The sequence below is a fragment of the Serratia sp. BNK-17 genome (assembly GCF_048684935.1).
Lineage (GTDB): Bacteria > Pseudomonadota > Gammaproteobacteria > Enterobacterales > Enterobacteriaceae > Serratia > Serratia nematodiphila.
Window position 1 is genome coordinate 2,551,343 of sequence record NZ_JBLQTR010000001.1, and the last position, 23,692, is coordinate 2,575,034.

General features: G+C 58.6%; 20 protein-coding genes and 1 tRNA gene. 12 read left to right on the forward strand and 9 right to left on the reverse strand.

The annotated features are described in order from the left end of the window. Positions 1-21 precede the first annotated feature (21 nt). From dsbC to ACMGF7_RS12130, 5 genes are all read left to right on the forward strand, one after another. The gene (gene dsbC, locus ACMGF7_RS12110; protein ID WP_004931688.1) at positions 22-738 is read left to right on the forward strand and encodes a bifunctional protein-disulfide isomerase/oxidoreductase DsbC; all 717 of its coding nucleotides are present in this window, start codon (positions 22-24) and stop codon (positions 736-738) included. A 6-nt stretch (positions 739-744) separates the two neighbouring features. Beyond that, a complete protein-coding gene (gene recJ, locus ACMGF7_RS12115; RefSeq protein ID WP_015378966.1) occupies positions 745-2,478 on the forward strand; it encodes a single-stranded-DNA-specific exonuclease RecJ in 1,734 nt (577 codons plus the stop codon). A 166-nt stretch (positions 2,479-2,644) separates the two neighbouring features. Beyond that, positions 2,645-3,743 (forward strand): peptide chain release factor 2 gene (gene prfB / locus ACMGF7_RS12120; RefSeq protein ID WP_096242572.1). Its coding sequence is split into 2 segments (ribosomal slippage): positions 2,645-2,719 and positions 2,721-3,743, totalling 1,098 coding nucleotides; the frame shifts between segments, so codons are not numbered across the junction. 9 nt (positions 3,744-3,752) lie between these two features. Then, positions 3,753-5,270, forward strand: coding sequence for a lysine--tRNA ligase (gene lysS, locus ACMGF7_RS12125; protein ID WP_049240082.1), 1,518 nt, complete (start codon positions 3,753-3,755; stop codon positions 5,268-5,270). Between the two features lie 147 nt (positions 5,271-5,417). Continuing rightward, positions 5,418-5,491 (forward strand) — tRNA-Gly (locus tag ACMGF7_RS12130). A gap of 200 nt (positions 5,492-5,691) precedes the next feature. On the opposite strand, the gene ACMGF7_RS12135 is transcribed toward ACMGF7_RS12130, so the two are convergent. Continuing rightward, entirely contained in the window at positions 5,692-7,002 is a 1,311-nt protein-coding gene (locus ACMGF7_RS12135; RefSeq protein ID WP_044030560.1) for an MFS transporter, read from the reverse strand. Between the two features lie 85 nt (positions 7,003-7,087). After that, complete coding sequence (locus tag ACMGF7_RS12140) at positions 7,088-8,038, reverse strand: 2-hydroxyacid dehydrogenase (RefSeq protein WP_021505698.1); 951 nt, start codon at positions 8,036-8,038, stop codon at positions 7,088-7,090. A gap of 571 nt (positions 8,039-8,609) precedes the next feature. On the opposite strand from ACMGF7_RS12140, the gene ACMGF7_RS12145 reads away from it, so the two are divergent. The 4 genes from ACMGF7_RS12145 (at position 8,610) to ACMGF7_RS12160 (ending at position 13,085) form a co-directional block, all read left to right on the forward strand. Further along, the gene (locus ACMGF7_RS12145) at positions 8,610-9,080 is read left to right on the forward strand and encodes a YhcH/YjgK/YiaL family protein (protein WP_015378962.1); all 471 of its coding nucleotides are present in this window, start codon (positions 8,610-8,612) and stop codon (positions 9,078-9,080) included. A gap of 374 nt (positions 9,081-9,454) precedes the next feature. After that, positions 9,455-10,042, forward strand: a complete 588-nt coding sequence (locus ACMGF7_RS12150; RefSeq protein ID WP_154871753.1) for a sugar dehydrogenase complex small subunit — start codon at positions 9,455-9,457, stop codon at positions 10,040-10,042. Beyond that, positions 10,039-11,691: a GMC family oxidoreductase gene (locus ACMGF7_RS12155; RefSeq protein ID WP_025304112.1), complete on the forward strand. Its 1,653-nt coding sequence runs from the start codon at positions 10,039-10,041 to the stop codon at positions 11,689-11,691. Before ACMGF7_RS12150 ends, ACMGF7_RS12155 begins: the two co-directional genes overlap by 4 nt. Further along, the gene (locus ACMGF7_RS12160) at positions 11,688-13,085 is read left to right on the forward strand and encodes a c-type cytochrome (protein WP_164095821.1); all 1,398 of its coding nucleotides are present in this window, start codon (positions 11,688-11,690) and stop codon (positions 13,083-13,085) included. Before ACMGF7_RS12155 ends, ACMGF7_RS12160 begins: the two co-directional genes overlap by 4 nt. Positions 13,086-13,204: 119 nt before the next feature. Here ACMGF7_RS12160 and ACMGF7_RS12165 read toward each other — a convergent pair whose 3' ends face one another. The 5 genes from ACMGF7_RS12165 to ACMGF7_RS12185 form a co-directional block, all read right to left on the reverse strand. Further along, the gene (locus ACMGF7_RS12165) at positions 13,205-14,197 is read right to left on the reverse strand and encodes a LacI family DNA-binding transcriptional regulator (protein ID WP_031300612.1); all 993 of its coding nucleotides are present in this window, start codon (positions 14,195-14,197) and stop codon (positions 13,205-13,207) included. Between the two features lie 287 nt (positions 14,198-14,484). After that, the gene (locus ACMGF7_RS12170) at positions 14,485-15,717 is read right to left on the reverse strand and encodes a cysteine desulfurase-like protein (RefSeq protein ID WP_021505696.1); all 1,233 of its coding nucleotides are present in this window, start codon (positions 15,715-15,717) and stop codon (positions 14,485-14,487) included. Further along, positions 15,714-16,328 (reverse strand): 2OG-Fe dioxygenase family protein, encoded by a 615-nt coding sequence (locus ACMGF7_RS12175; RefSeq protein ID WP_239504348.1) that lies wholly within the window; start codon positions 16,326-16,328, stop codon positions 15,714-15,716. The genes ACMGF7_RS12170 and ACMGF7_RS12175 overlap by 4 nt, the downstream gene beginning before the upstream one ends. A gap of 260 nt (positions 16,329-16,588) precedes the next feature. Continuing rightward, entirely contained in the window at positions 16,589-16,927 is a 339-nt protein-coding gene (locus ACMGF7_RS12180; protein WP_048324755.1) for a hypothetical protein, read from the reverse strand. Between the two features lie 135 nt (positions 16,928-17,062). Next, positions 17,063-17,632, reverse strand: a complete 570-nt coding sequence (locus ACMGF7_RS12185) for an HdeD family acid-resistance protein (protein WP_004931723.1) — start codon at positions 17,630-17,632, stop codon at positions 17,063-17,065. Positions 17,633-17,781: 149 nt separating this feature from the next. On the opposite strand from ACMGF7_RS12185, the gene actS reads away from it, so the two are divergent. Then, complete coding sequence (actS, locus tag ACMGF7_RS12190; protein ID WP_025304102.1) at positions 17,782-18,531, forward strand: amidase activator ActS; 750 nt, start codon at positions 17,782-17,784, stop codon at positions 18,529-18,531. Positions 18,532-18,565: 34 nt separating this feature from the next. Here the strand turns inward: actS and ACMGF7_RS12195 are convergent, their stop codons facing one another. Further along, positions 18,566-19,423, reverse strand: a complete 858-nt coding sequence (locus ACMGF7_RS12195; RefSeq protein WP_049240075.1) for an AraC family transcriptional regulator — start codon at positions 19,421-19,423, stop codon at positions 18,566-18,568. A 180-nt stretch (positions 19,424-19,603) separates the two neighbouring features. Here ACMGF7_RS12195 and ACMGF7_RS12200 point away from each other — a divergent pair, with 180 nt between their 5' ends. Then, positions 19,604-21,373 carry an ABCB family ABC transporter ATP-binding protein/permease gene (locus tag ACMGF7_RS12200; RefSeq protein ID WP_420286756.1) on the forward strand — a complete coding sequence of 590 codons (1,770 nt, stop codon included), beginning with the start codon at positions 19,604-19,606 and terminating at the stop codon, positions 21,371-21,373. A gap of 15 nt (positions 21,374-21,388) precedes the next feature. Here the strand turns inward: ACMGF7_RS12200 and betI are convergent, their stop codons facing one another. Further along, positions 21,389-21,985, reverse strand: coding sequence for a transcriptional regulator BetI (gene betI, locus ACMGF7_RS12205; RefSeq protein WP_049240074.1), 597 nt, complete (start codon positions 21,983-21,985; stop codon positions 21,389-21,391). Between the two features lie 158 nt (positions 21,986-22,143). On the opposite strand from betI, the gene ACMGF7_RS12210 reads away from it, so the two are divergent. Continuing rightward, positions 22,144-23,688 carry a BCCT family transporter gene (locus ACMGF7_RS12210; RefSeq protein WP_044030569.1) on the forward strand — a complete coding sequence of 515 codons (1,545 nt, stop codon included), beginning with the start codon at positions 22,144-22,146 and terminating at the stop codon, positions 23,686-23,688. Positions 23,689-23,692 lie beyond the last annotated feature (4 nt).

The following is a 23,692-nucleotide window of genomic DNA, read 5'->3' on the forward strand; positions in this document are numbered from 1 at the left end:
GGGTTCGAAAGGATTGGAATAATGAAAAAAGGTTTAATGCTGCTTTCACTGCTGGTGGCCTCGGTGGCCGGCGCCGCCCATGCCGATGACGCGGCGATCAAAAAAGCGCTCGCCAGCCTGGGCATCCAGCAGGCGGACGTGCAGCCTTCACCGGTCAACGGCCTGAAAACCGTGCTGACCGACAGCGGCGTGCTGTACGCCTCCGAAGACGGCAAGCACATCCTGCAGGGCCCGCTGTTCGACGTCAGCGGCAAAGAGCCGGTCAACGTGACCAACCAACTGCTGAGCAGCAAGATGGACGCGCTGAAAGATCAGATGATCGTGTACAAGGCGCCGAAAGAGAAACACGTGATCACCGTGTTCACCGACATCACCTGCGGTTACTGTCACAAGCTGCATCAGCAGATGAAAGAGTACAACGATCTGGGTATTACCGTGCGTTACCTGGCATTCCCGCGCCAGGGGCTGGCATCCCAGGCTGAAAAAGACATGCAGTCGATCTGGTGCACCGCCGACAAGGCCAAGGCGTTCGACGCCGCCATGAAGGGCGACGCCGTTTCTCCGGCGACCTGTAAAACCGACATCAGCAAGCATTACGAGCTGGGCGTACAGTTCGGCATTCAGGGCACGCCGGCCATCATCCTGGAAAACGGCATGATGATCCCGGGCTATCAGGGGCCAAAAGAGATGGCCGCCATGCTGGATGCGCACCAGGCCGCCACCAAAGCCGGTGGTTAATCGCCGGTGAGTATCAAAACGCAACTACGCCGCCGCCCGGCGGCGGACGACACGCATCTGCCCGCCAGTTTGCCGCCGCTGCTGCGCCGGCTTTACGCCCTGCGCGGCGTGCAGGCTGAGCAAGAGCTGGAACGCAGCGTCAAGGGCATGCTGCCTTGGCAACAGCTGGACGGTATCGACGACGCCGTCAGCCTGCTGCAACAGGCGCTGGCCGACGGCCGCCGCATCATGGTGGTGGGCGATTTCGACGCCGATGGCGCCACCAGCACCGCGCTGACGGTGTTGGCGCTGCGCAGCATGGGCGGCGCAGCCGTCGATTATCTGGTGCCAAACCGCTTCGAAGACGGCTACGGCCTGAGCCCTGAAGTGGTGGAGCAGGCGGCGGCGCGCGGCGCAGAACTCATTGTCACCGTCGATAACGGCATCTCCTCCCACGCCGGCGTCGACGTGGCGCACGCCAAAGGCATGCAGGTGCTGGTGACCGATCACCACCTGCCGGGCGAGACCCTGCCGGCGGCTGAAGCGATCGTCAATCCCAACCTGCGCGGCTGCGCCTTCCCGTCCAAATCGCTGGCGGGGGTAGGCGTGGCGTTCTACCTGATGCTGGCGCTGCGCGCCCGGCTGCGGGACAGCGGCTGGTTCGAGCAGCGCGCGCTGGCGATGCCGAATCTGGCGGAACTGCTGGATCTGGTGGCGCTCGGCACCGTGGCCGATGTGGTGCCGCTGGACGCCAACAACCGCATTCTGGTGTATCAGGGGTTAAACCGCATCCGCGCCGGCAAATGCCGACCGGGCATCCGCGCGCTGCTTGAGGTGGCCAACCGCGACGCCCGCCAGCTGGCGGCCAACGATCTCGGTTTCGCCCTCGGCCCGCGCCTCAACGCCGCCGGCCGGCTGGACGACATGTCTATCGGCGTGGCGCTGCTGCTGAGCGACGACATTGCGCAGGCGCGCATGCTGGCCAACGATCTCGATGCGCTGAACCAGACGCGCCGCGAGATCGAGCAGGGCATGCAGGTGGAGGCCCTGCAGCTGTGCGATCAGCTGGAGCGCACCAGCACCGAGCTGCCTTATGGGTTGGCGATGTATCACCCGGAATGGCATCAGGGCGTGGTGGGCATCCTCGCTTCGCGCATCAAAGAGCGTTTCCACCGCCCGGTGATCGCGTTCGCGCCGGCGGGCGACGGCATCCTGAAGGGCTCCGGCCGTTCGGTGCCCGGCTTGCACATGCGCGACGCGCTGGAGCGGCTGGATATGCTGAACCCCGGGCTGATGATGAAGTTCGGCGGCCACGCGATGGCGGCCGGGCTGTCGCTGGAAGAGGCCAAATTCGACGAGTTCCGCCAGCGTTTTGGCGAGCTGGTGGGGGAATGGCTCGATCCGGCGATGCTGGAAGGGGTTATCTGGTCCGACGGCGAACTGGCGATGCAGGAGCTGTCGCTGACCACGGCGGAGCTGCTGCGCGAGGGCGGCCCGTGGGGTCAGGCGTTCCCTGAACCGACCTTCGACGGCAAGTTCCGCATTCTGCAGCAGCGGCTGGTGGGCGAGAAACACCTGAAGCTGATGGTGGAACCGCTCGGCGGCGGCCCGCTGCTCGACGGCATCGCGTTTAACGTGGATACCACGCTGTGGCCGGACAGCAGCGTGCGCGAAGTGGAACTGGCCTACAAGCTCGACGTCAACGAGTTTCGCGGCAACCGCAACGTGCAACTGCTGATCCAGCATCTTTGGCCGCGCTGAAGTGAAATTGAACACAATTCGGGGATTGGGCTCTCCAATCCCCGGCATCCTTCCCGATCGCCACAAAAACTGACCAACTCGCTATAAACTGCCGCCCGGATCCGTTAGAATTAGCGGTTCCAATGGCATTCCGCCATCGACGACATCAACGTAAAAGAACGAAACCATGTTTGAAATTAACCCGGTAAAAAACCGAATTCAGGACCTGTCCGAGCGGACTGCGGTTCTTAGGGGGTATCTTTGACTATGATGCCAAGAAGGAACGCCTAGAAGAAGTCAACGCCGAGCTGGAACAGCCGGACGTCTGGAACGAGCCGGAGCGCGCGCAGGCGCTCGGCAAAGAGCGCGCCGCGCTGGAAGCCATCGTTGAAACCATCGATCAGCTGGAGCAGGGCGGCGAAGACGTCGGCGGGCTGCTGGAACTGGCGGTGGAAGCCGACGATGAAGAGACCTTCAACGAAGCGGTCGCCGAACTGGATCAACTGATGAGCAAGCTGGATCAGTTGGAATTCCGCCGCATGTTCTCCGGCGAATACGACAGCGCCGACTGCTACCTGGATATCCAGGCCGGCTCCGGCGGCACCGAAGCGCAGGACTGGGCCAGCATGCTGCTGCGCATGTACCTGCGCTGGGCCGAAGCCAAGGGTTTCAAGACCGAAGTGATCGAAGAGTCCGACGGCGACGTCGCGGGCCTGAAATCGGCCACCATCAAGATCATCGGCGACTACGCGTTCGGCTGGTTGCGCACTGAAACCGGCGTTCATCGCCTGGTGCGCAAGAGCCCGTTCGACTCCGGCGGCCGTCGCCACACCTCGTTCAGCTCGGTGTTCATCTACCCGGAAGTCGACGACGATATCGATATCGAAATCAACCCGGCGGATCTGCGTATCGACGTGTACCGCGCCTCCGGTGCGGGCGGTCAGCACGTCAACAAAACCGAATCCGCCGTACGTATTACTCACCTGCCAACCAACATCGTGGTGCAGTGCCAGAACGATCGTTCTCAGCATAAGAACAAGGATCAAGCGTTTAAACAGCTGCGAGCCAAGCTGTACGAGTTTGAGATGCAAAAGAAAAATGCTGATAAGCAGACGATGGAAGACAACAAGTCCGACATCGGCTGGGGCAGCCAAATCCGTTCTTACGTGCTGGATGACTCCCGCATCAAGGATTTGCGCACCAACGTCGAAACGCGTAACACGCAGGCCGTACTGGATGGCGACCTGGATAAATTCATTGAGGCAAGTTTGAAAGCCGGGTTATGAGGAATAGAAATGTCTGAACAACAAGTACAGGGCGCCGATCAGGCGCTGGATCTCAATAACGAACTGCAGTCCCGCCGCGAGAAACTGGCCGGCCTGCGTGAGAACGGCATTGCGTTCCCGAACGACTTCCGTCGCGACTCCACCTCCGACAAACTGCACGCCGCGTACGGCGATAAAGACAACGAAGAGCTGGAAGCGCTGGGCGTAGAAGTGACCGTCGCCGGCCGCATGATGACCCGCCGCATTATGGGCAAGGCATCCTTCGTTACGCTGCAGGACGTGGGCGGCCGCATTCAGCTGTACGTCGCGCGCGACGATCTGGCTGAAGGCGTGTACAACGAGCAGTTCAAGAAGTGGGACCTGGGCGATATCCTCGGCGCGCGCGGCAAGCTGTTCAAAACCAAGACCGGCGAACTGTCGATCCACTGCACCGAACTGCGTCTGCTGACCAAAGCGCTGCGCCCGCTGCCGGACAAATTCCACGGCCTGGCGGATCAGGAAACCCGTTACCGCCAGCGTTACCTGGATCTGATCGCCAACGAAGAATCGCGCAACACCTTCAAGGTGCGTTCGCAGGTGATGTCCGCTATCCGTAACTTCATGGTGGAACGCGGCTTCATGGAAGTCGAAACCCCGATGATGCAGGTGATCCCGGGCGGCGCGTCCGCGCGTCCGTTCATCACGCACCACAATGCGCTGGATATCGACATGTACCTGCGCATCGCGCCGGAACTGTATCTGAAGCGTCTGGTGGTCGGCGGCTTCGAGCGCGTGTTCGAAATCAACCGCAACTTCCGCAACGAAGGCGTTTCTCCGCGTCATAACCCAGAGTTCACCATGATGGAACTCTACATGGCTTACGCGGATTACAAAGACCTGATCGAGCTGACCGAGACCCTGTTCCGCACCCTGACCGAGAAAGTGCTGGGCACCTCTCAGGTGCAGTACGGCGACGAAGTGTTCGATTTCGGCAAGCCGTTCGAGAAGTTGACCATGACCGAGGCGATCAAGAAATACCGTCCGGAAACCGATTTGGCTGACCTGGCCGACATGGGCAAAGCGGTGGCCATCGCCGAATCCATCGGCGTCAAGGTTGAGAAGAGCTGGGGCCTGGGCCGCGTCGTGACCGAAATCTTCGAAGAAGTGGCGGAAAGCCATCTGATTCAGCCGACCTTCATCACCGAGTACCCGGCTGAAGTGTCGCCGCTGGCGCGCCGCAACGACGTGAACCCGGAAATCACCGACCGCTTCGAGTTCTTCATCGGCGGCCGTGAAATCGGCAACGGCTTCTCCGAGCTGAACGACGCCGAAGACCAGGCGCAACGCTTCGCCGACCAGGTGAACGCCAAAGACGCCGGCGACGACGAAGCGATGTTCTACGACGAAGACTACGTCACCGCGCTGGAGCACGGCCTGCCGCCGACCGCCGGTCTGGGCATCGGTATCGACCGCATGGTGATGCTGTTCACCAACAGCCACACCATCCGCGACGTGATTCTGTTCCCGGCGATGCGCCCACAGAAATAATTCCGTTTAGCGTGCAACAACCGGTGCAGGCAACTGCGCCGGTTTTTTTTCGTCTACGGGACTTAACCGCTTAAAACATCGACAGTTACGCGCCATCTCCGCTTGCCCGCCGCCGATAACCGGTTATAATGCCTGTCGCACACCGATGCGGGTGTAGTTCAATGGTAGAACGGCAGCTTCCCAAGCTGCATACGAGGGTTCGATTCCCTTCACCCGCTCCAATCTCCCTATGCATCACCCCATTGAGTTATAACCGTTTTTAGAAAAGCTGATTCTCAACGATTGCATCACCGTTTGGTGCGGGTTGGCTTGTGAGTCGCTCAAGCCATTGGCCTGGCATTTAACCGCGATAACACAACACGCCGCCCAATCCTGATGCGGGTGTGAGCCGCCGTTGCTGCCCACAGCGCGCCATTGCCGTTTAACTCCACTTCTGTTTAGCCCCGGATGGCAGGCGGTTGTCCGTTTCTTCGCAGGAGCGGTCGCATTCTTTCGGCAGCAGGAAGGTGATACTTCCTGCCAGCAACAGCGATGCCGCCAGCGCGCAAACCGCGACGTTCTGTCCGTACAGATAAATCATGACGCCTACCAGATAGGGGCCGCAGAACCCACCGAGGTTGCCCAGCCCGTTGATCACCCCGCGTGCGCTGCCCGCCACTTCCGCCGCCGCAATGCGTCCGGGAATTGACCAGAAGGGGCTGGTCGCCGCTTTAAGGAAGAAGCCGCACACCACCAGCGCGATATAGGCGGCCACCACGTGCTCATGCAGGATCACCGAGGCTATCAGCGCCGCCGCAAAACAGTACAGGGAGATCCTGACCCACAAACGGCGGTTACCGCTGCGATCGCTGAACATCGAAATCACATAAATCCCCGCCAGAGTGGCAACAAACGGCAGGATCGCCAATACCCCAACATTGGCCATGCTGCCACCGGTCAGGTTTTTCAAGATGGTGGGCAGCCACAACGTATACCCATAGTCTCCGGTCTGGTAAAAGAAATTCAGCACGACCAGGCGCATCAATCCCTTGTTGCGAAACACCGCTTTTAACGGCGCCTTCGCTGCCGGCACCCTCCCTTCCCGCGCTTTGCGCTCCCGGGCCAGTTCGGTCAATAAATAGTCGCGTTCCTTCGCCGGTAGCCAACGCGCCTCTTCCGGACGGTCACTGATCACCAGCCACCAAATGGTCAACACCACGACCGACAACAAGCCTTCGATAATGAACAGCCAGCGCCAGTCGAGAGTGGCAATAATCGCGCCGGAAACCGGGGCGGTCAGCATCCCCCCTAGTGGGGCAAACATCATGACGAAGGCATTGGCGCGCCCCAGTTCTTTTTCCGGGAACCAATTGCTTACCATGGTCAGCACGACGGGCAACATTCCTCCTTCGGAGATCCCGAGAATAAAACGCAGCACGAGCAGTTGATATTCATGGGTGACGAACCCGGTGGCGATAGAGACAATCGCCCAGGCCACGAGCGACCAGGCTATAAAACGTTTTCCGCTACCGTAAACCGCAAGTCGTCCGCCAGGGATTTGCAGAAATAAATAACCAATAAAAAAGATACCGCTGGCCACGCCAGCCATCTGGCTGGTAATGCCTAAATCCTGTTCCATGCCACCCGGCAGAGCAAAGCTGATATTAACGCGATCCATAAATGAAATAATACAGGTGATAAGGATCGGCGCGATAACCCGCAGCCAGCGAGTTCCTGGTATTTTATCGGTCATAATAGCATCTCGATGATATCCGCCATTCACAGAGAATATTGTGTTGGCGGATAAAAATGATCATTCGTAACTCAAACGATCATTTTTATTGAATTAACCCAGGAATATCCTGATGTGAAAAATAACCTGCCAGATTATCCAAAACGGATTGGCTCATTCCCTGACGGGTTTCTACGGTAGCGCTGGCCACATGGGGTTGAAGCAGAACATTCTCGAGAGCAAAGAACGCTGTCGGGACATGGGGTTCGTTTTCAAAGACATCCAGAGCGGCCCCGGCGATAACATGATTTTGTAACGCCTTTATCAGCGCCGCCTCATCGACCAGGCTGCCGCGGGCAATATTGATAAGCCAGGCGCGTTCGGGCATGGCGTTAAATACGCTGGCATCAATAATCCCGCGGTTTTCCGCACTGCCGGATGCCGCGATCACCAGGAAATCACTCTGTGCTGCGAGCGTGTGCAGATCGGCGCACCACTGGTAATCCAGGCCGTCTTTGCGCTGGCGGTCAGTATACAGGATGGTCATATCGAAGCCTTTCGCCCGGCGGGCGATGGCTTGGCCGATATTCCCCATGCCGAAAATACCGATGCGTTTACCACTCACTTTGGTCGCCAGCGGTGGCGGCGTCGTTTCCCAGCGGCCTTCGCGTACAAATCGGTCCCCTTGGCAGAGGCGGCGGCTGGCGGACAGCATTAGCCCCAGAGCCAGATCTGCCACATCATCGGTCAGCACGCCGGCGGTGATCCCGACGCTGATATGGCGTTCCCGGGTGTAGTCGAGATCGATAGCGTCGGTTCCCACGCCAAAGACAGCAATCATGCCCACCTGCGGCAATTGCTCCAGCGTCTCTCGGGTTACCCCCACATCACCACGGGTGACCACCGCCTGAACGTCTGCGCCATGGCGAACCAGGAAGGCTGGAATATCTGATTGTTCATAGAGACGGAATACCCGGTAGCGGGCGTCCAACGCGGCTTGCAAAGCATCCATCACCGGCGCGATAAGTAAAATGGTAGGTTGAGTGTCAGTGTGCATCGTTGCGATCCTGTCTGAAAAATAGGGGATACCCTGTATCAGACGTTTTTTTACCGCTTATTTTTGCGATCTGCATCACGCCAAAGAGTGTTAAAAAAGCATGTTACTGCTGGCGTGATCTCGTGTGCAATTTCGTGGTTTCTGTCAGTGACTATCGGGGAAAATAACTCATTATGCCCGTAGGGGGAGAAGGCTAAATCGATCGATTTTGGTGAAAGCGGTGAATATCCAGTGATTTTCTGCCGTGGATCACAGGATAAGTAACGTCGTTTCGTAACACTTAATTAAGTGACTTTTGTCACAGTTTTAAGCGGCTAAAAACCGTGAGATAGGTCATGACTTATTTCACCATGCCGAATAGCCTTTCAGGTGGAGTTTACTCACAGTGGTGATAGGTTGTAAATATTAACAACAAAGCGGTTTGCTTTGTTGCTTATTCATAGTGGCGCCCGTAGAACGATCTAATAGCGATTCTACCGTAATTACGCCGAGATTGCCTGTTGCCATGAAACTACCCAGCCATTGTTCTTGTCGGTGAAATACCGAATCGATATCTACCAGAGAAAATATTATGATTATTGATGCCTTAACCACTGCCGTAAATAATAAATTCTATCCGGCAGCCATTCGAAAAATGCTGGCCAGCATTATTGAAAGTGAGCCGTACAATTTACCTGTCGGCCACTATCAGGTGCAGGGTAAACAGATGTTCTTTAACGTCGTTGAAGGGGAAACCAAACTATTGGCCGACCAGAAGCCGGAGTTTCATCGCCAGTATCTGGATATCCATCTTGTCCTGGAAGGGCGAGAAGTGATTGGCGCCGGAGTTCTGGGGCTGCCTTTGCCCCTGAGTGAGCCATTTAACGAGGCGCACGACCTTGGGTTTAGCCCGGCGATCCCCGGTGAGACTCTCATCCACCTGCAACCCGGTGAACTGGCCGTTATCTTCCCGGGGGAGCTGCATCGCCCGATGAGTACCTGCACAACGCCGGCAGTTCTGCGTAAAATTGTGGCGAAAATCGACGGCGCCCTGCTGACGTAGCAAGACGTTCAGCGGCGGATGGTACCGCTACTTCAGGCTGCCCGGCGGAAAGCCTCGTTCATCCGCCGTCTGCAGCGATTCCGAAGAATACGCCTTTCCCGTCAAAGCCATAGCCCCTAACTTTTAAAAATTGAGTTGGGTTGAATAAATTTACGGCAGAGATTACGCCGTATTATTTACAGGGATATTTGCTTCAGGTTCAGATTACATCATTAAGGCCGGAGTTTACCTCTGTAGTCGATGTAGCCAATCTCATAACGCCTTGATCTTTTAATGCGGTTCCTCCCCATTAGCACAATTTTTTATTTTGGTTTGCCTGCGTTCTGATAGATATTAAAAAAACTATATAAAAATAAATTATTTCGGAGCTAATAATGTCGTTGCAAATCGTGCTTACCCGCAGGGAGGCGCTGGGGAAAATGGTGGGCGTCATCGTCGCCGCCAGCCTGTTGCCTTATTCAAATATAACCTATGCCGAACGGGCGCAAATTGCCGCCTCGCCCGTTGAATACGCGCAATTTTTGCAAATTTCGAGAAAAATTACCGAGTTTGACGATTTGGACGTCACACTCTCCGCCCGCTATTTTTCCGCACTGCGCGAACATTTTCCGCAGTTGAACTCGCAACTCAACGCCCTGTTCATCCTGAGCCAGCAAGCCACCGATGCGGAAGCCTTGAACCGACATGCGATTGAACAGGGGCAGAGGGAGCTTATCCAGGCGATCGTGACCGCGTGGTATACCGGAACCGTAGATCCTTCAAACGCTGAGCAGGGTCAGTTGATTAGTTATAAAGAGGCGCTGATGTATCGCACGGTTCAGGATGCCCTGATTGTGCCGACCTGGTGCAATTTTGGCCCGCTGTGGTGGACCGGCTTGCCGCCGGGCGTTACCCGCCAACCTTCCATTCCCGCAACAGATTTGCCTGCCGTAGCCGATAAAAAATATGAGGACCGCGTGTGAAAAGCCCAATAATTAATGCTTCCGGCGATGCAGAGGCCGATGTCGTCATTGTCGGTTCCGGTATTGTGGGCGGTCTGATGGCGGATGCTTTGGTGAGCCAGGGCTACTCGGTGCTGGTACTTGAGGCAGGCCCGCGCATTGAGCGCGCACAGGCTGTGGAAAACTGGCGCAATATGCCACTGCACAATCGTGCGGGGTCGGATTTTCAGGGGCTTTACCCGCAATCGGAGTACGCCACCGCGCCGCTCTATTTCCCGGAGAACGACTATATCAAACTGACCGGCCCCAATGGCTCAGGCTTTAAACAGGGCTATTTGCGTGTGGTGGGGGGAACTACCTGGCACTGGGCCGCTTCTTGCTGGCGCAACCATCCCAATGATTTTCGCATGAAATCCCTCTATGGCGTGGGGAGAGACTGGCCTATTTCCTACGAAGATATCGAACCGTGGTACGCGAAAGCCGAAGAGGAAATAGGCGTTGCCGGCCCGAATAATCCGGAGTGGCAGTCCCCTGCGGAACGCAGCGGGCCTTACCCGATGGACATGGTGCCCTGGGCCTACGGCGACAGACGCATTGCTGAGATTGTTAATCCTCACGGTTTTAAATCGGTACCCATTCCGCAAGGCCGCAGCACCCGGCCCTGGAACGGACGACCCACCTGCTGCGGCAATAACAATTGCCAGCCGATTTGCCCTATCGGGGCGATGTACAACGGCATTCACCACGTTGAACGGGCCGAACACAAGGGGGCGAAGGTGATCCCCGAGGCGGTGGTGTACAAAATTGACACCGACGACAATAACCGCGTCACCGCCGTTCACTGGTACGACACGGCGCATAACTCCCATCGGGCGATCGGTAAAACGTTCGTTCTGGCCTGCAATGGGATTGAGAACCCGCGCTTATTGCTGCTGGCGGCCAACGAAAAGAACCCGAACGGCATCGCGAACAGCTCGGATCAGGTGGGGCGCAACATGATGGATCACTCTGGCCTGCACTGCTCCTTCCTGGCGCGAGAGGCCCTGTGGGTTGGCCGCGGCCCGGCGCAGAGCAGCTGCATGGTGGGGTACCGTGACGGCGCGTTCCGCAGCGACCACTCCGCCAACAAGATCATCATCAACAATATCAACCGGGTGATCCCCTCCGCCCTTGAAGTCCTGAAAACGGGCAAGGTCGGCAAGGCGCTGCAGGATGAAGTGCGCGATCGCGCCAGCCGCTCGGTGGATCTCTCCATCAGCCTGGAACCGCTGCCGGACCCGAACAACCGTCTGACCCTGAGCCCTACCCGCAAAGACAAGCATGGCCTGGCCTGCCCGGACATCCACTACGACGTTGGCGATTACGTGCGCAAAGGGCTGGAAGTGGTCAAAACCCAGCTACGGCAGATTGGCGACTTGTTCGATGCGCAAGAGTTTGTGATTAACGACAAGCTGAATGCCAACAACCACATTATGGGCGGCACGATCATGGGCAGCGATCCCACGAACTCGGTGGTGAACGGCAATTGCCGCGCCCACGATCATGACAACCTTTGGATCCCGGGTGGAGGCGCCATGGTTTCAGCCAGCGTTGTCAACACCACGTTGACGATGGCGGCGCTTGGACTCAAGGCGGCCAATGACGTACTGCGCGCCCTGGAGAGCAAATGAATAAAATCACCCACTCGCTGGCAGCGACGCTGCTGCTGGGAAGCGGCTTCGCGGCGCATGCCCAGGACGGCGATCTGATCGCTAGAGGGCAAGCGCTGGCTATTGCCTCGGACTGCATGGCCTGCCATACGAATACGCAGCAGCAGGGCAAGCCTTTTGCCGGGGGGTACGGCATTGCTTCTCCCATGGGCACTATCTACGCCACCAATATAACCCCATCGGTAAAATACGGCATCGGCGGCTATTCTGAAGCGGCGTTTGCCGAGGTTCTGCGCTCTGGGATCCGGCAAGATGGGACGTATCTCTATCCGGCAATGCCTTACACCGCCTATACCCGTCTGAGTGATGACGAGATCCACGCGTTGTATACCTATTTCATGCATGGCGTTGCCCCGGTCGATGAGCCGGCCAAGCGCCAAACCGATCTGCCGTTTCCGTTCAACATCCGCCTCTCCATGGCGGTGTGGAACATGCTTTATTTGGACGATCGGCGTTTCACCCCGGATGTGACGAAAGGTGAGGCGTGGAACGAGGGGGCTGCGCTGGTGCAGGGCCCGGCTCACTGCGGAACCTGTCATACGCCGCGTAATGTGCTGATGGCGGAAGACAATTCGCGCTTCCTGATGGGGGCATCGTTGGGGGCTTGGTACGCGCCGAATATCACCGCCAATCGCCAGGAAGGGATCGGCGACTGGAGCGAGCAGGAGTTAGTGGACTACCTGAAAACCGGTCGGGCGGAAGGGCGCGCACAAGCTGCGGGGCCAATGGCTGAAGCCGTTGAGCACAGCTTCCAATACCTGACCGACCGGCAGCTGCGGGCGATTGCAACTTACCTGAAGACCGTGCCGTCACAGGGCGAGGGGCGCCAGGGCAATGGCCTTGGCCAGGCGCACTACAACGTTGAGCCCCATCTCCGCGGCATGAATTCGCCCAACGCCAACCACACGCTCAATAGCGGCGAGGCGCTCTACAGCGGCTACTGCGCCAGTTGCCATCAGCCGGACGGCAGCGGCAGTTTGAACCAGGCCTACCCTTCGCTATTCAACAACTCCACCACGGCCGCGAGCAATCCGTCAAACCTGATTGCCGCCATTTTGCAGGGGGTTGATCGCCGGGTTGACGGCAAGCACGTACTGATGCCGAGCTTTGGCGCCGGTTCCTATGTCGGAGAGCTGACGGATAAGCAGGTTGCCGATATCGCTAACTTCGTGCTGCAGAAATACGGCAACAGCACGCTGAGCGTGACTGAGGAGGACGTGAGTGAGGTGCGCGCCGGGGGCCCGAAACCGCTGTTGGCGCGCGCACAGCCGATGATTCTGCCTGGCATGGCCGTCGCGGCGGTCGTCATTATTCTGCTGGTCCTATTCTGGCTCCGGCGCCGCAAGGCACGTTAAGGGGGCGTTCGGTCAGGTGGGTGGCGCCATCTGGCCGAATTTCTGGTCGGGATAGCGAGTGACGTTCTTCTGGCGAAGCGGGCAATTATGGCCAGTGCTGAAGTGACTGGCGAGGAAAGCTATATTGTCTCCCCCATTGACAGGCGGAAGTGGAGATCGACACGTTCAATGGTCGGCAGCCCTTTAATTTTTTTTATTATGATTTCTGTCGCCACTTTTCCCATCTCATACCGTGGCGTCAGTACGCTGGCTAACCGAGGGGTGATGATCTGCCCGATCTCAAGACCGTGAAATCCGGCAATGGCAATTTGCGCTGGAACGCTGATACCGTTTGCCAGGCATTCCTGTAACACGCCCACGGCCAGATCGTCGTTGGTACAGAGAATTCCATCCATATCCGGATACATTTGGCTCGCAAGCGTCATCATGCCTGTCCCAATTGAAATGGAAGAGATCTTATTGGGGGAAATACGACCGGTAGGTAAATCATGGTTAGCCATTGCCTGACAGTATCCCGTGTAACGCTGTTCATCGCGGATATCAGACATTGAACCAAAATAGATAATGCGTTTTTTACCGCTTGCCAGCAACATGGTGGTCATATCGTAGCCGGCTTTCACATTATCAAAACCCACGTTAATTCGATCTGCATTGCCTGACAGCCCCATGATTTCAGCAACGGGTATTTTTGCCGTCTTCAGGAATTTTTCCGCCCGCAGACTATGAACCGACTCGGTCAGCAGCAGCCCTTTTATCTTAAAAGCCAGGATCGCGGCAATTTGCTCCTCTTCGCGTTTGCTGTTGTAGTCATAATTGACGACCAGCGTCTGATAACCCTGTACAGACGTCACGGATTCAATGCCGGCGAGGACATCAGCAAATATCAGATTGTTAAAAGAAGGAACCAGAACGCCGATGAGGGGAGGGCTATTGGAATAGAGGGCGGGATTGTCAGGATCGGCCTGATAGCCGACTTCCTCGATCACGGCGGCGATGCGCGCAGCGGTTTCCGGTTTAACCCTGTCCGGCGTGCGCAGATAGCGGCTGACCGTCATTTTGGTGACACCAGCCAGTACAGCAATGTCATTTAACGTAATGCGCTGCGACTTCACCATTCATACTCATCTGATCCAGACCGTGTTTGTCATTATGCCCACTGCCGAGTCAAAAGAGAATGCGCGCAATGTGCTGCCTCCGTCGTATCCGGTGACAACCGCACGATGCGCCGATCCAGGTCTTTTTTCCCGTTCTGGCATTATATGTTCTTTATCTTCGCATTTCGTAACGCGGGGAAAGAAAGGCATGCATCTGTGCGCCGTGGACGCGGTGGAAGAAAAGACCGGCAGTTTGATACCTTATTCGGCCCGCCCAATAAGATGAACGGGCCGATATGGCCGGGTTAACTGAGAATATCTTCGGCGATCACGTTGAACAGCGTATCGATCTCGCCCCGAGTGTTGTAGTGCATCATGCCGATGCGCAGCACGCCGCCGTCCTGCAGCCCCAGCTGTTGTACCAAGCCCAACGCATAGAAATGCCCGCTGCCGGCGCAGATGTTGTGCTGCCCCAGGCGGCGGGCGATCGCGTCAGGCGTATGGCCGCTGAAGGTCAGGGCGAAGGTCGGCGTGCGGCGCGCGCTGTCCGCCCGGGGGTTGCCATAAAGCCGCACGCCGTCGAGTTGTTGCAGCCGCTGCAGGAAGTGGCTGCACAACGCCTCTTCATGCTGGTGGTAGGCGGCGAAGCTCTCCTGCAGACGCTGCCTTAACGGCGCACCGGGCGTGCCCCACTGCGCCAGATACTCGATAGCGGCCGCGACGCCGGCCAGCGCTTCGAAGCTTTGCGTGCCGGTCTCGAAACGGCCGGGGCCGACGTCGGTGGCCGGCTCGACCTTGTAAGGGCGCAGGCGCTGCAACCACTGCGGCGCGATGTAGGCCATGCCGACGTGCGGGCCAAAGAACTTGTAGGCGGAGCACACCAGGAAGTCACAGCCCAGCGCCTGCACGTCAATCAGGTTGTGCGGCGCATAGTGCACGGCGTCGACATACACCTGCGCGCCGACCCGATGCGCGGCTTCGACGATGGTTTTGATATCGACGATGCTGCCGGTGACGTTGGAGGCGTAGCTGACCGCCACCAGACGGGTGTTGGCGTTGATGCGCTCGCACACTTTCGCGGCATCCAATGCGCAGTCGGCGCTCTCCAGCGGTATCTGATGCACCGCGGCTCCTTTGTCAGCGGCAGCCTGCTGCCAACTGGAGACGTTGGCGTAGTGATCCAGTGCGGTGACGATGACTTCATCGCCGGCCTGCCAGTCGCGGCTGATGATGCGGCTGAGATGGAAAGTCAGCGTGGTCATGTTCATGCCGAAGACGATGTTGTCGGGCGACGGCGCATTTAACAAGGCGCGCACCGATTCCCGCGCCTGGCCCATCACCTCGCCGGTGACCCGGCTCGAGAAATAGTGGCCGCCCAGGTTGGCGTTGTACCTTCCCAGGTAGTCGGTCATTTTTTCCAGCACGCCCCGTGAAACCTGCGCACCGCCGGGGCCGTCGAAAAAGATGGCCGGTTTGCCGTCGATCTGCTGTGACAGCGCGCTGAACTGGGCGCGGGCGAGCTCGGGGGTAAAGGTCATGCTTTCTCCCCCCGCGCGGTGAGGACAAAGAGATCCAAATGACCTTCTTCTTCCGGGCTCACGGCGTTGATCGGCGTGGCGTTGTGCCACAGTTTGCTGTCCGCCAGCAGCACGGCTTCACCGTCCGCCAGCGCTTTTTTAAAGAAAGGGTCGTGGTGGCTGTCGTCATACAGCATGATTTCACCGCCGACGATGTTGTGCCGGTGAATGGCGATCATCGCGATATGGTCGAAACCGTCCTGGTGAATGCCTTCCGGCGCCACCTGGGTGTCTTTCTCGATGGCGACCACGCGCATCTGGTGGATCTCTATCTCGGCGCCTTCCGGCAGTTCGTTGCTTTCTGCAAACAGGTTGCACATCTCCGCCATGCCGGCGCTCTGCAACACGGCGCTGTCGATAGGTTCGAAGCGGCGAACCACATTGCCCTGGAAGTGGTTGATCTGATCCGACTGCATGAAGGTGCGCGGCCCCACTTCGACGACGTTGGGGTTGAGGTATTTAACGACCGAATAACGGCGCAGGCGATATTTGCCGTCGGCGTGTTGCGTGTGGGGCAAGGAGGAGAACGATGGCATCAGCTGTTGGGTGGCTTGCGGGCTTAGTACAGTCATACTTATTACGTTTTCGTGTTTCTGTAACATAATCACCTCTAATAATAATAATTTCTGATGTTGTAGGGGGTAATTCGATTGAATTGTAGACGACTCTATAACCAACGCAATTTAGCGGTGGCGAGGTGTGACGGCGGTCGTAAAGTGGGGTGAACAGCAGAGAGATAAAATAGCGAAAAGTCGGCTGGCTCTACGATGAAACGGCGCGGCAGCTTGCCCGCACCGACAGGTATGAAGCGATGAGCGCGCGGCCCTTATGCTTAGAACGTCTCGAAATACAGCTCGCGCAACAGCCAGGATATTTCGTTATTGGTGCGGTTCAGGACGTCAATTCTGTGAACCCCTATCGCTTCTGCGCGCAGATCGAGCAGCAAGTTGCGAATCTGCCGGAATAACGGGGTTTGCGGGTTGGGTTTGGCCAACTGCTGGCCGCACAGTTTGATACCGGCGTCGCAACCGGTGGCGATGTCCGTCAGGCAGCACGAGCAGGTGGTATTTTGGCGCGCCATATTGCGGCATTGTTGCCCGATTACCTGATTGAAATGGCGTAATTGCAGGCAGACTTCCCGCGAGTTCAACGGGTTGGAATGGGTTGTCATCGGTTTCAGCTCCCTTGTCTGCGCCTATATTGGCACTTACCGATGAAGATAACCACGGACAAGCCGAGGGGGTATCGCCTTGTTTTGTCTGGAAGCGACAAAAGCGATGAGGCCCGCGATGGCGGGCCGGTAGCGTCAGGCGCGTTTAAACAGATTCGCCGCCTGGAACAGCGCAAAGGAGCTGACCAGCATCTCGATGCCGACGATCGCCGTCACCAGCGTGACCGACGCCGCCGGGCCTGAGCCGATCAGCATCCAGGCGATGATCAAATCGAGTACGCCAATGACGAACTGCAGCCAGTTGCCCGGCAATCCGCGGCGCATATAGCCGGCCGCCAGGCGCGCGATGCCGCCGAGCGCGAACAGCACGGCAAGGTAGACCGCCAGCGCCAGAATGCCCGCCAGCGGGCTGGTGATGAACACATAACCGATAATCAGGTAGGCCACGCCCAGCAGAATGCCGCCGATCATCGGCCAAGTATTCTGCGCCCGGTTGGCGATCATGGCGATAATCAGCCCGGCGCCGCTCAACAGCAGCAGGACGCCGACCACGATGCTCAACGCCGCGCCGGAGGCGAAAGGGTTGACCAGGCACAGGATGCCGCCCGCCAGCAGCAGGAAGGCGATGATCAGCAGGGTGGTGCGTTGCTTTTTGAGCAGTTCTTCGCTCAGGAGGGGGAGATTATTGCGGTCGAGGTTCAACATGACAGTACTCCATTTCGTCGTTGGGTAATTAATCAGTCATCCTTACCTGTTTAGCATAGACCGTCTGGGGGTTTTTGACTGACCCGGCGCAAATGTTACACTGTGCGGCTGACGCGTATCAGAACCGAAAAGACGATTGGGGACAGGATTTGAGCACAGGAAGCAAGCTGGCGAGGTGGCGCCGCATCGCGGTGTGTCTGACATTGGGGCTGCTGTTGGCCGGATGTTCGGGTAAAAACACCTACAACCGCGACTACGACAAACTGCCGAAGGGCAGCTACACCGGTAAGTCCTACACCGTCAAACGGGGCGATACGCTGTATTACATCGCCTGGATCACCGACAGCGAAGTCAGCGATCTGGCCAGAATCAACAAGATACGCCCGCCTTATAGCCTGGAAGTGGGGCAAAAGCTGCGGCTGAGCGGCAGCGCGCCGACCAAAACCGCCGCCACGCGCCGTAAAACATCTTCCTCCGCGATCGCCAAGCAAACGCCGCCGCCGGGCGCCGCACGTTGCTGGCGCTGGCCGACCAGCGGCCGGATCGTGCAGGCGTACTCCAATGCCGATGGCGGCAACAAGGGCATCGACATCGCCGGTAAACGCGGCCAGCCGATCTATGCTTCCGCCAAGGGCAAAGTGGTGTACGTCGGCAACCAACTGCGCGGCTACGGCAACCTGATCATGATTAAGCACGGCGAAGACTTTATTACCGCCTACGCGCACAACGACACTACGTTGGTGCGCAACGGCCAGGATGTGAAAGCGGGGCAGAAGATTGGCACTATGGGCAGCACCGGCACCGATTCGGTGTTCCTGCATTTCCAGATCCGCTATCGCGCCACCGCGCTAGATCCGCAGCGCTATCTGCCGCCGCAGGGTTCGTCGCCATCCTGTTAACGTCAATCCGGCTCCTTGCAGAGCCGGATGTCAGCTATTTCAGCGGCAGATAAAGATCGGTCACCAGTTCATATTCCGCCACCTCGTGCACGAAGTTGTGGTAGTGGAAATAGAGCGGGAAATCGCGCAGCTCCTCGCCGCTGGCCGGCAACCACTCGCTGTAAAGATAGCGGGCGCTTTCCGAGAGCCCATCCAGCGATCCGAGATGGCGCAGCACCGCGCAGCGCCCGGCCGGCAGCGTGCCGTTCACCACGCCGAAGGCGTTGTCCTCCGGGATCGGCGCAGTGACCTCTCCGCAGATGTAGAAGCGGAAGTCCTGCGCTTCGGTGGTGGCCGGATCGTGCGGCGCGATACCGTAAGTGCGGCTGCTTCTGACCGGCGACAGACCGCTGGTTTTGCGCCACTCGATAAAGCGTGCGGCGGTTTCGTTGACCAGCGCGGATGGGCCGCGATGTTCGATCATCGCCACCGGCGTGGCCGGGAAGTCGAGAATGTCTACCTTCATGGGTTGTTTCCTTTTGTGTTTCGGCTCGGGAAAGCGCTGTTGCCAATCGATCCAGGCCGGCCGTTTGCGAAACTGGCTTGGCGTTTGGCTGAACGCCTGTTTGAAGGCGCGGCTGAAGGACTCCGGGTTTTGAAAACCGGCGTCCAGCGCGATGTCAATCACCGGCTCCAGCGGGTTATACGCCAGGCGGTACGAGGCGCGTTTGAGCCTCATCCACTGGATATAACGCCACACCGAGATGCCACAATACGCGCTAAACTGGCGTTGAAAGTGAAAACGCGAAAAGTGGGCCACTTCGCTCAGTTTTTCGACGGTGAGCGCCTCGTCCAGGTGGCGGTCGATATAGTCAAAGACCAGCGCAAAGCGCTTTGCATACGTCTGGGTCATGTGATTGTCTCCTCCATGCCTGAACTTTGCCCGAGCCGCCGCCGCTTCTCCTGACGGATGATGCTGAGTTATCGCTGCAGGAAAAGGGAATGGTGCGGCGTTCGCCGCCGGCCAGGCCAAACTCATAACCCCCGCGCGGCTGTGCGCCGCGATCCCGACCGAGAAGATGAATATTACATGATGGATCGTTCCCGTTTGCTGAAATTCCTGCTGCCCTATCTGTGGCCGAAAGATAACCCGCGGCTGCGTTGGTATCTGGTGGTGGCCTTCGTGTTCATGGTGGCGGCCAAGGTCAGCACCACGCTGGTGCCGCTGGCCTACAAAGCGATGGTTGATGCGCTGAGCGGCGAGACGGCGAAAATGCTGGCGGTGCCGCTGGGGCTGATCGTCGCCTACGGCGTGGCGCGGGTGGGCGGCGCGCTGTTTGAGGAACTGCGCAACGTGATGTTTATCCACGTCAGCCAGAACGCCACGCGCCTGTTGGGCGTGCGGGTGTTCCGCCAGCTGCATGCGCTGAGCCTGCGTTTCCATCTGGAGCGCCAGACCGGCGGATTGTCGTTGTCCATCGAGCGCGGCACTCAGGCGGTGTCCACGGTGCTGTCGCGGCTGCTGTTCTCCATCGTGCCGATCCTGTTCGAGCTCTCGCTGGTCACGGCGATCATGTGGCATATGCTGAACGGCTGGTTCGCGCTGGCGATCCTGACAACGGTCGGCTGCTACATCCTGTTCACCGTGCTGGCGGTCAGCTGGCGCACCCGCTTTCGCCGCGAGCTCAACAAGGCCAACGCCGACGCCAACAGCAAATCCATCGACAGCCTGCTGAACTATGAGACCGTGAAGTACTTCGGCAATGAAGAGTTCGAGGCCGAGCGTTTCGACCTGTCGCGCCGGCTGTACGAATACGCCGCCATCAAGAACCAATTCAGTTTTACGGCGATCAACCTGGGGCAAACCGCCATTATCTCGATCGGACTGATCGTGATGATGACCATGGCGGCGCGGGGCATTACGCAGGGGACGATGACGGTCGGCGACTTCGTGCTGGTCAACGCCTATCTGCTGCAGCTGTATCAGCCGCTGAACTTCTTCGGCTTTATTTATTCCGAGGTGCGTCAGGCGCTGATCGACATGGAGAACATGTTCGATCTGCTGCAGGAACCGCGTGAGATCGTCGATAGCCCGGATGCGCAGCCGCTGCGCCTCGATCGCGGCGAAGTGAGGTTCGACGCGGTCAGCTTCGGTTACGACACGCGCCGGCCGATCCTCAAGCAGGTGAGTTTTACCATTCCGGCGGGCCACACGGTGGCGGTGGTCGGCGCCTCCGGCGCGGGCAAGTCCACGCTGTCGCGCCTGCTGTTCCGCTTTTACGACGTGCAGGGGGGCGCCATTACCCTCGACGGCGAGGACATTCGCCAACTGACCCAGGCCAGCCTGCGGCAGGCGATCGGCATCGTGCCGCAGGATACGGTGCTGTTCAACGATACGTTGCGTTATAACATCGGTTACGGCAAAACCGGCTCCAGCGATGAAGAAATCGAGCGGGCGGCGCGGCTGGCGCATATCCATGATTTTATCGTCGGTCTGCCCGACGGTTACGACACCCGGGTGGGCGAGCGCGGGCTGAAGCTGTCGGGCGGGGAAAAGCAGCGGGTGGCGATTGCGCGCACCATTCTGAAAAATCCGGCCATCCTGGTGTTTGACGAGGCGACCAGCGCGTTGGATACCCAGACCGAGCGCGAAATCCAGGGGCACCTGCGCGAGGTGAGCCGCAACCACACCACGCTGGTGATCGCTCATCGGCTCTCCACCGTGGTGGACGCCGATGAAATTATCGTGCTGGAGGCGGGGGAGATCGTCGAGCGCGGGGGGCACGAGGCGTTGCTGGCCGCGAACGGCCGCTACGCCGCCATGTGGCAAACCCAGTACAGTGAAGAGCAGGAACCGCACTGACGGAGCCGTTCACGTTCACCCCTGCGGCTGAGCGGCGTTGAGCCGCTGAGCCACGTAGTCGCAGGCGATGCGGCAGTCCCGCTTTAGGTCGGTCTCGTCGCCGGCCAGGCTGCCGCGCAGCCAAAGCCCATCGATCATCGCCGCCAGCCCGCGCGCCGCGTCGCGCGCCTGCTGCAGCGGCAGCTCGCGGCGGAACTGGCTGCAAATATTGGAATAGAGCCGCCGATCGTTGGCGCGCTGCAGGCGGCGCAACACCGGCTGATGCATGCTGGCGGCCCAGAAGTCGAGCCAGGCGCGCATGGAAATGGCGTTGGTTTGGCTGGGGTGGAAGTTGCCCTGAATGATGGCGCACAGCTGCGATTGGCTGTCGCTCGCCGCTTGCGCGCGGCACTCGGCCACCGCGTCACGCAGATCGCGCAGGATCTTGCGCATGGTGGCGCTCAGCAACCCCTCTTTATCGCCAAAATAGTGGCTGACGATGCCGGTCGACAGCCCGGCTTCTTTCGCGACCTGAGACAGGGTGACGCCGGCCAGCCCGACGACGTTTATGGTCTCGAAGGCGGCGTTAATCAACTGCTCCTTACGCTGCTCCGGAATGTCTCTTCGGTACATATTTTCCTCAACTGATAGGCCAATCACACTTTGGATTTGATTGATTGAACGGTCAATCAATACTCTATATGCTGCGAAAATGTCAAATAAATGACGATGAAATGTTAATTAAAAGTTGCATTTAAATCGTCTGTCTTTCGCATCATGGAAGCCTGCCAATGACAACAAAAACTCCTCCATCGCTTGACGAAGAACCTGTCAGATTGAATGTCCCGGTATTTTTCGGCTCGGCGGCGGTGATCCTGCTGCTGGGATCGCTGGTCGTGCTGTTTCCCGCAGCCAGCAAACAGTGGTTGAACGTCGCGCAAAGTTGGGTCGCCGACGTGTTCGGCTGGTACTACATGCTGTTGATGGTCGCCTGCATGGTGTTCGTCTTCTGGCTGGCGCTGTCGCGCTTCGGCCATATTCGCCTCAGCCAGGATGACGAACCGCCGCAGTTCAGCTATCCCTCGTGGGTGGCGATGCTGTTCTCGTCGGGCATCGGCATTGCGCTGGTGTACTACGGCGCCTATGAACCGTTGGATCATTTTTTGTCGCCACCGGAAGGCAGCGGCGGCACCGTGCAGGCGGCGCGGCAGGCGATGGCGCTGACCTTTTTGCATTGGGGGCTGCACGGCTGGGCGCTGTATGCGCTGATCGCCACCGCGCTGGCCTATTTCGCCTATTGCCGCGGCCTGCCGCTGGCGCTGCGCTCTGCGTTATACCCGATCTTCGGCGAGCGCACCCACGGCGGCGCCGGCCATCTGGTGGACAGCTTCGGCATTCTGGTGACGGTGATTTCGATGGTAACCAACCTGGGGATCGGCGCGCTGCTGGTGAACTCGGGGCTGTTTTATCTGTTCGATATTCCGCAAAACACCGGCGTGCTGCTGGCGCTGATCGTGGTGATGATGGTGGTGGCCACGCTGGCGGCGGTCACCGGCGTCGAGAAGGGCATTGCGATGCTGTCGAACATCAACGTCGGCTTCCTGTGCCTGTTGCTGCTGTTCGTGTTTCTGGCCGGCCCGACGCTGAATCTGCTCAACGGCATGTTGCAGAACCTCGGCGATTATCTCACTTCGCTGGTCAGCCGCAGCTTCGATATGTATCTGTACGGCAAGGCGCGCCAGTGGCAGGGCGCCTGGACGTTGTTCTATTGGGCCTGGTGGGTGGCGTGGGCGCCGTTTGTCGGGCTGTTCATCGCGCGCATTTCCAAAGGGCGCACCATTCGTGAATTGATCTTCGGCGTGTTGCTGATCCCGCTGGGCTTCACGCTGGCGTGGCTGTCGATCTTCGGCAATACCGCCATCAGCCTGGTGTTGGAAGGCGGGCAGGCGATCCTCGGGCAGGTGGCGCAAAGCGATCCGCCGATGGCGGTGTTCAAGCTGTTCGAATACCTGCCCTATACCCAGCTGACCGCCGGTTTTGTGGTGGTGATCAGTTTCGTGCTGTTCCTGACGCCGGTTGATTCCGGTACGCTGATGATAGCGAACCTCTCCTGCCAGGGCGGTTCCGCCCACGATGACGCGCCGGCCTGGCTGCGGGTATTTTGGGCGGCGGTCACCACGTTGATCTGCGCCGGGTTGCTGTACGCCGGCAGTTTCAGCGCGATGCAGACCGCGGTGGTGCTGTGCGGCCTGCCGTTCTCGGCGGTGATCGTGTTGTACATGGTCAGCCTGCGCAAGGATCTGCGCGGTTACGCCATGACGCCGGCGCTCCCTTGAGGCG

Coding starts and splice junctions, on each gene's coding strand:
- dsbC (WP_004931688.1), top strand. CDS start 22: ATGAAAAAAGGTTTAATGCTGCTTTCACTGCTGGTGGCCTCGGTGGCC.
- lysS (WP_049240082.1), top strand. CDS start 3,753: ATGTCTGAACAACAAGTACAGGGCGCCGATCAGGCGCTGGATCTCAAT.
- ACMGF7_RS12135 (WP_044030560.1), bottom strand. CDS start 7,002: ATGACCGATAAAATACCAGGAACTCGCTGGCTGCGGGTTATCGCGCCG.
- ACMGF7_RS12140 (WP_021505698.1), bottom strand. CDS start 8,038: ATGCACACTGACACTCAACCTACCATTTTACTTATCGCGCCGGTGATG.
- ACMGF7_RS12145 (WP_015378962.1), top strand. CDS start 8,610: ATGATTATTGATGCCTTAACCACTGCCGTAAATAATAAATTCTATCCG.
- ACMGF7_RS12150 (WP_154871753.1), top strand. CDS start 9,455: ATGTCGTTGCAAATCGTGCTTACCCGCAGGGAGGCGCTGGGGAAAATG.
- ACMGF7_RS12160 (WP_164095821.1), top strand. CDS start 11,688: ATGAATAAAATCACCCACTCGCTGGCAGCGACGCTGCTGCTGGGAAGC.
- ACMGF7_RS12170 (WP_021505696.1), bottom strand. CDS start 15,717: ATGACCTTTACCCCCGAGCTCGCCCGCGCCCAGTTCAGCGCGCTGTCA.
- ACMGF7_RS12175 (WP_239504348.1), bottom strand. CDS start 16,328: ATGACTGTACTAAGCCCGCAAGCCACCCAACAGCTGATGCCATCGTTC.
- ACMGF7_RS12180 (WP_048324755.1), bottom strand. CDS start 16,927: ATGACAACCCATTCCAACCCGTTGAACTCGCGGGAAGTCTGCCTGCAA.
- ACMGF7_RS12185 (WP_004931723.1), bottom strand. CDS start 17,632: ATGTTGAACCTCGACCGCAATAATCTCCCCCTCCTGAGCGAAGAACTG.
- ACMGF7_RS12195 (WP_049240075.1), bottom strand. CDS start 19,423: ATGACCCAGACGTATGCAAAGCGCTTTGCGCTGGTCTTTGACTATATC.
- ACMGF7_RS12200 (WP_420286756.1), top strand. CDS start 19,604: ATGGATCGTTCCCGTTTGCTGAAATTCCTGCTGCCCTATCTGTGGCCG.
- betI (WP_049240074.1), bottom strand. CDS start 21,985: ATGTACCGAAGAGACATTCCGGAGCAGCGTAAGGAGCAGTTGATTAAC.
- ACMGF7_RS12210 (WP_044030569.1), top strand. CDS start 22,144: ATGACAACAAAAACTCCTCCATCGCTTGACGAAGAACCTGTCAGATTG.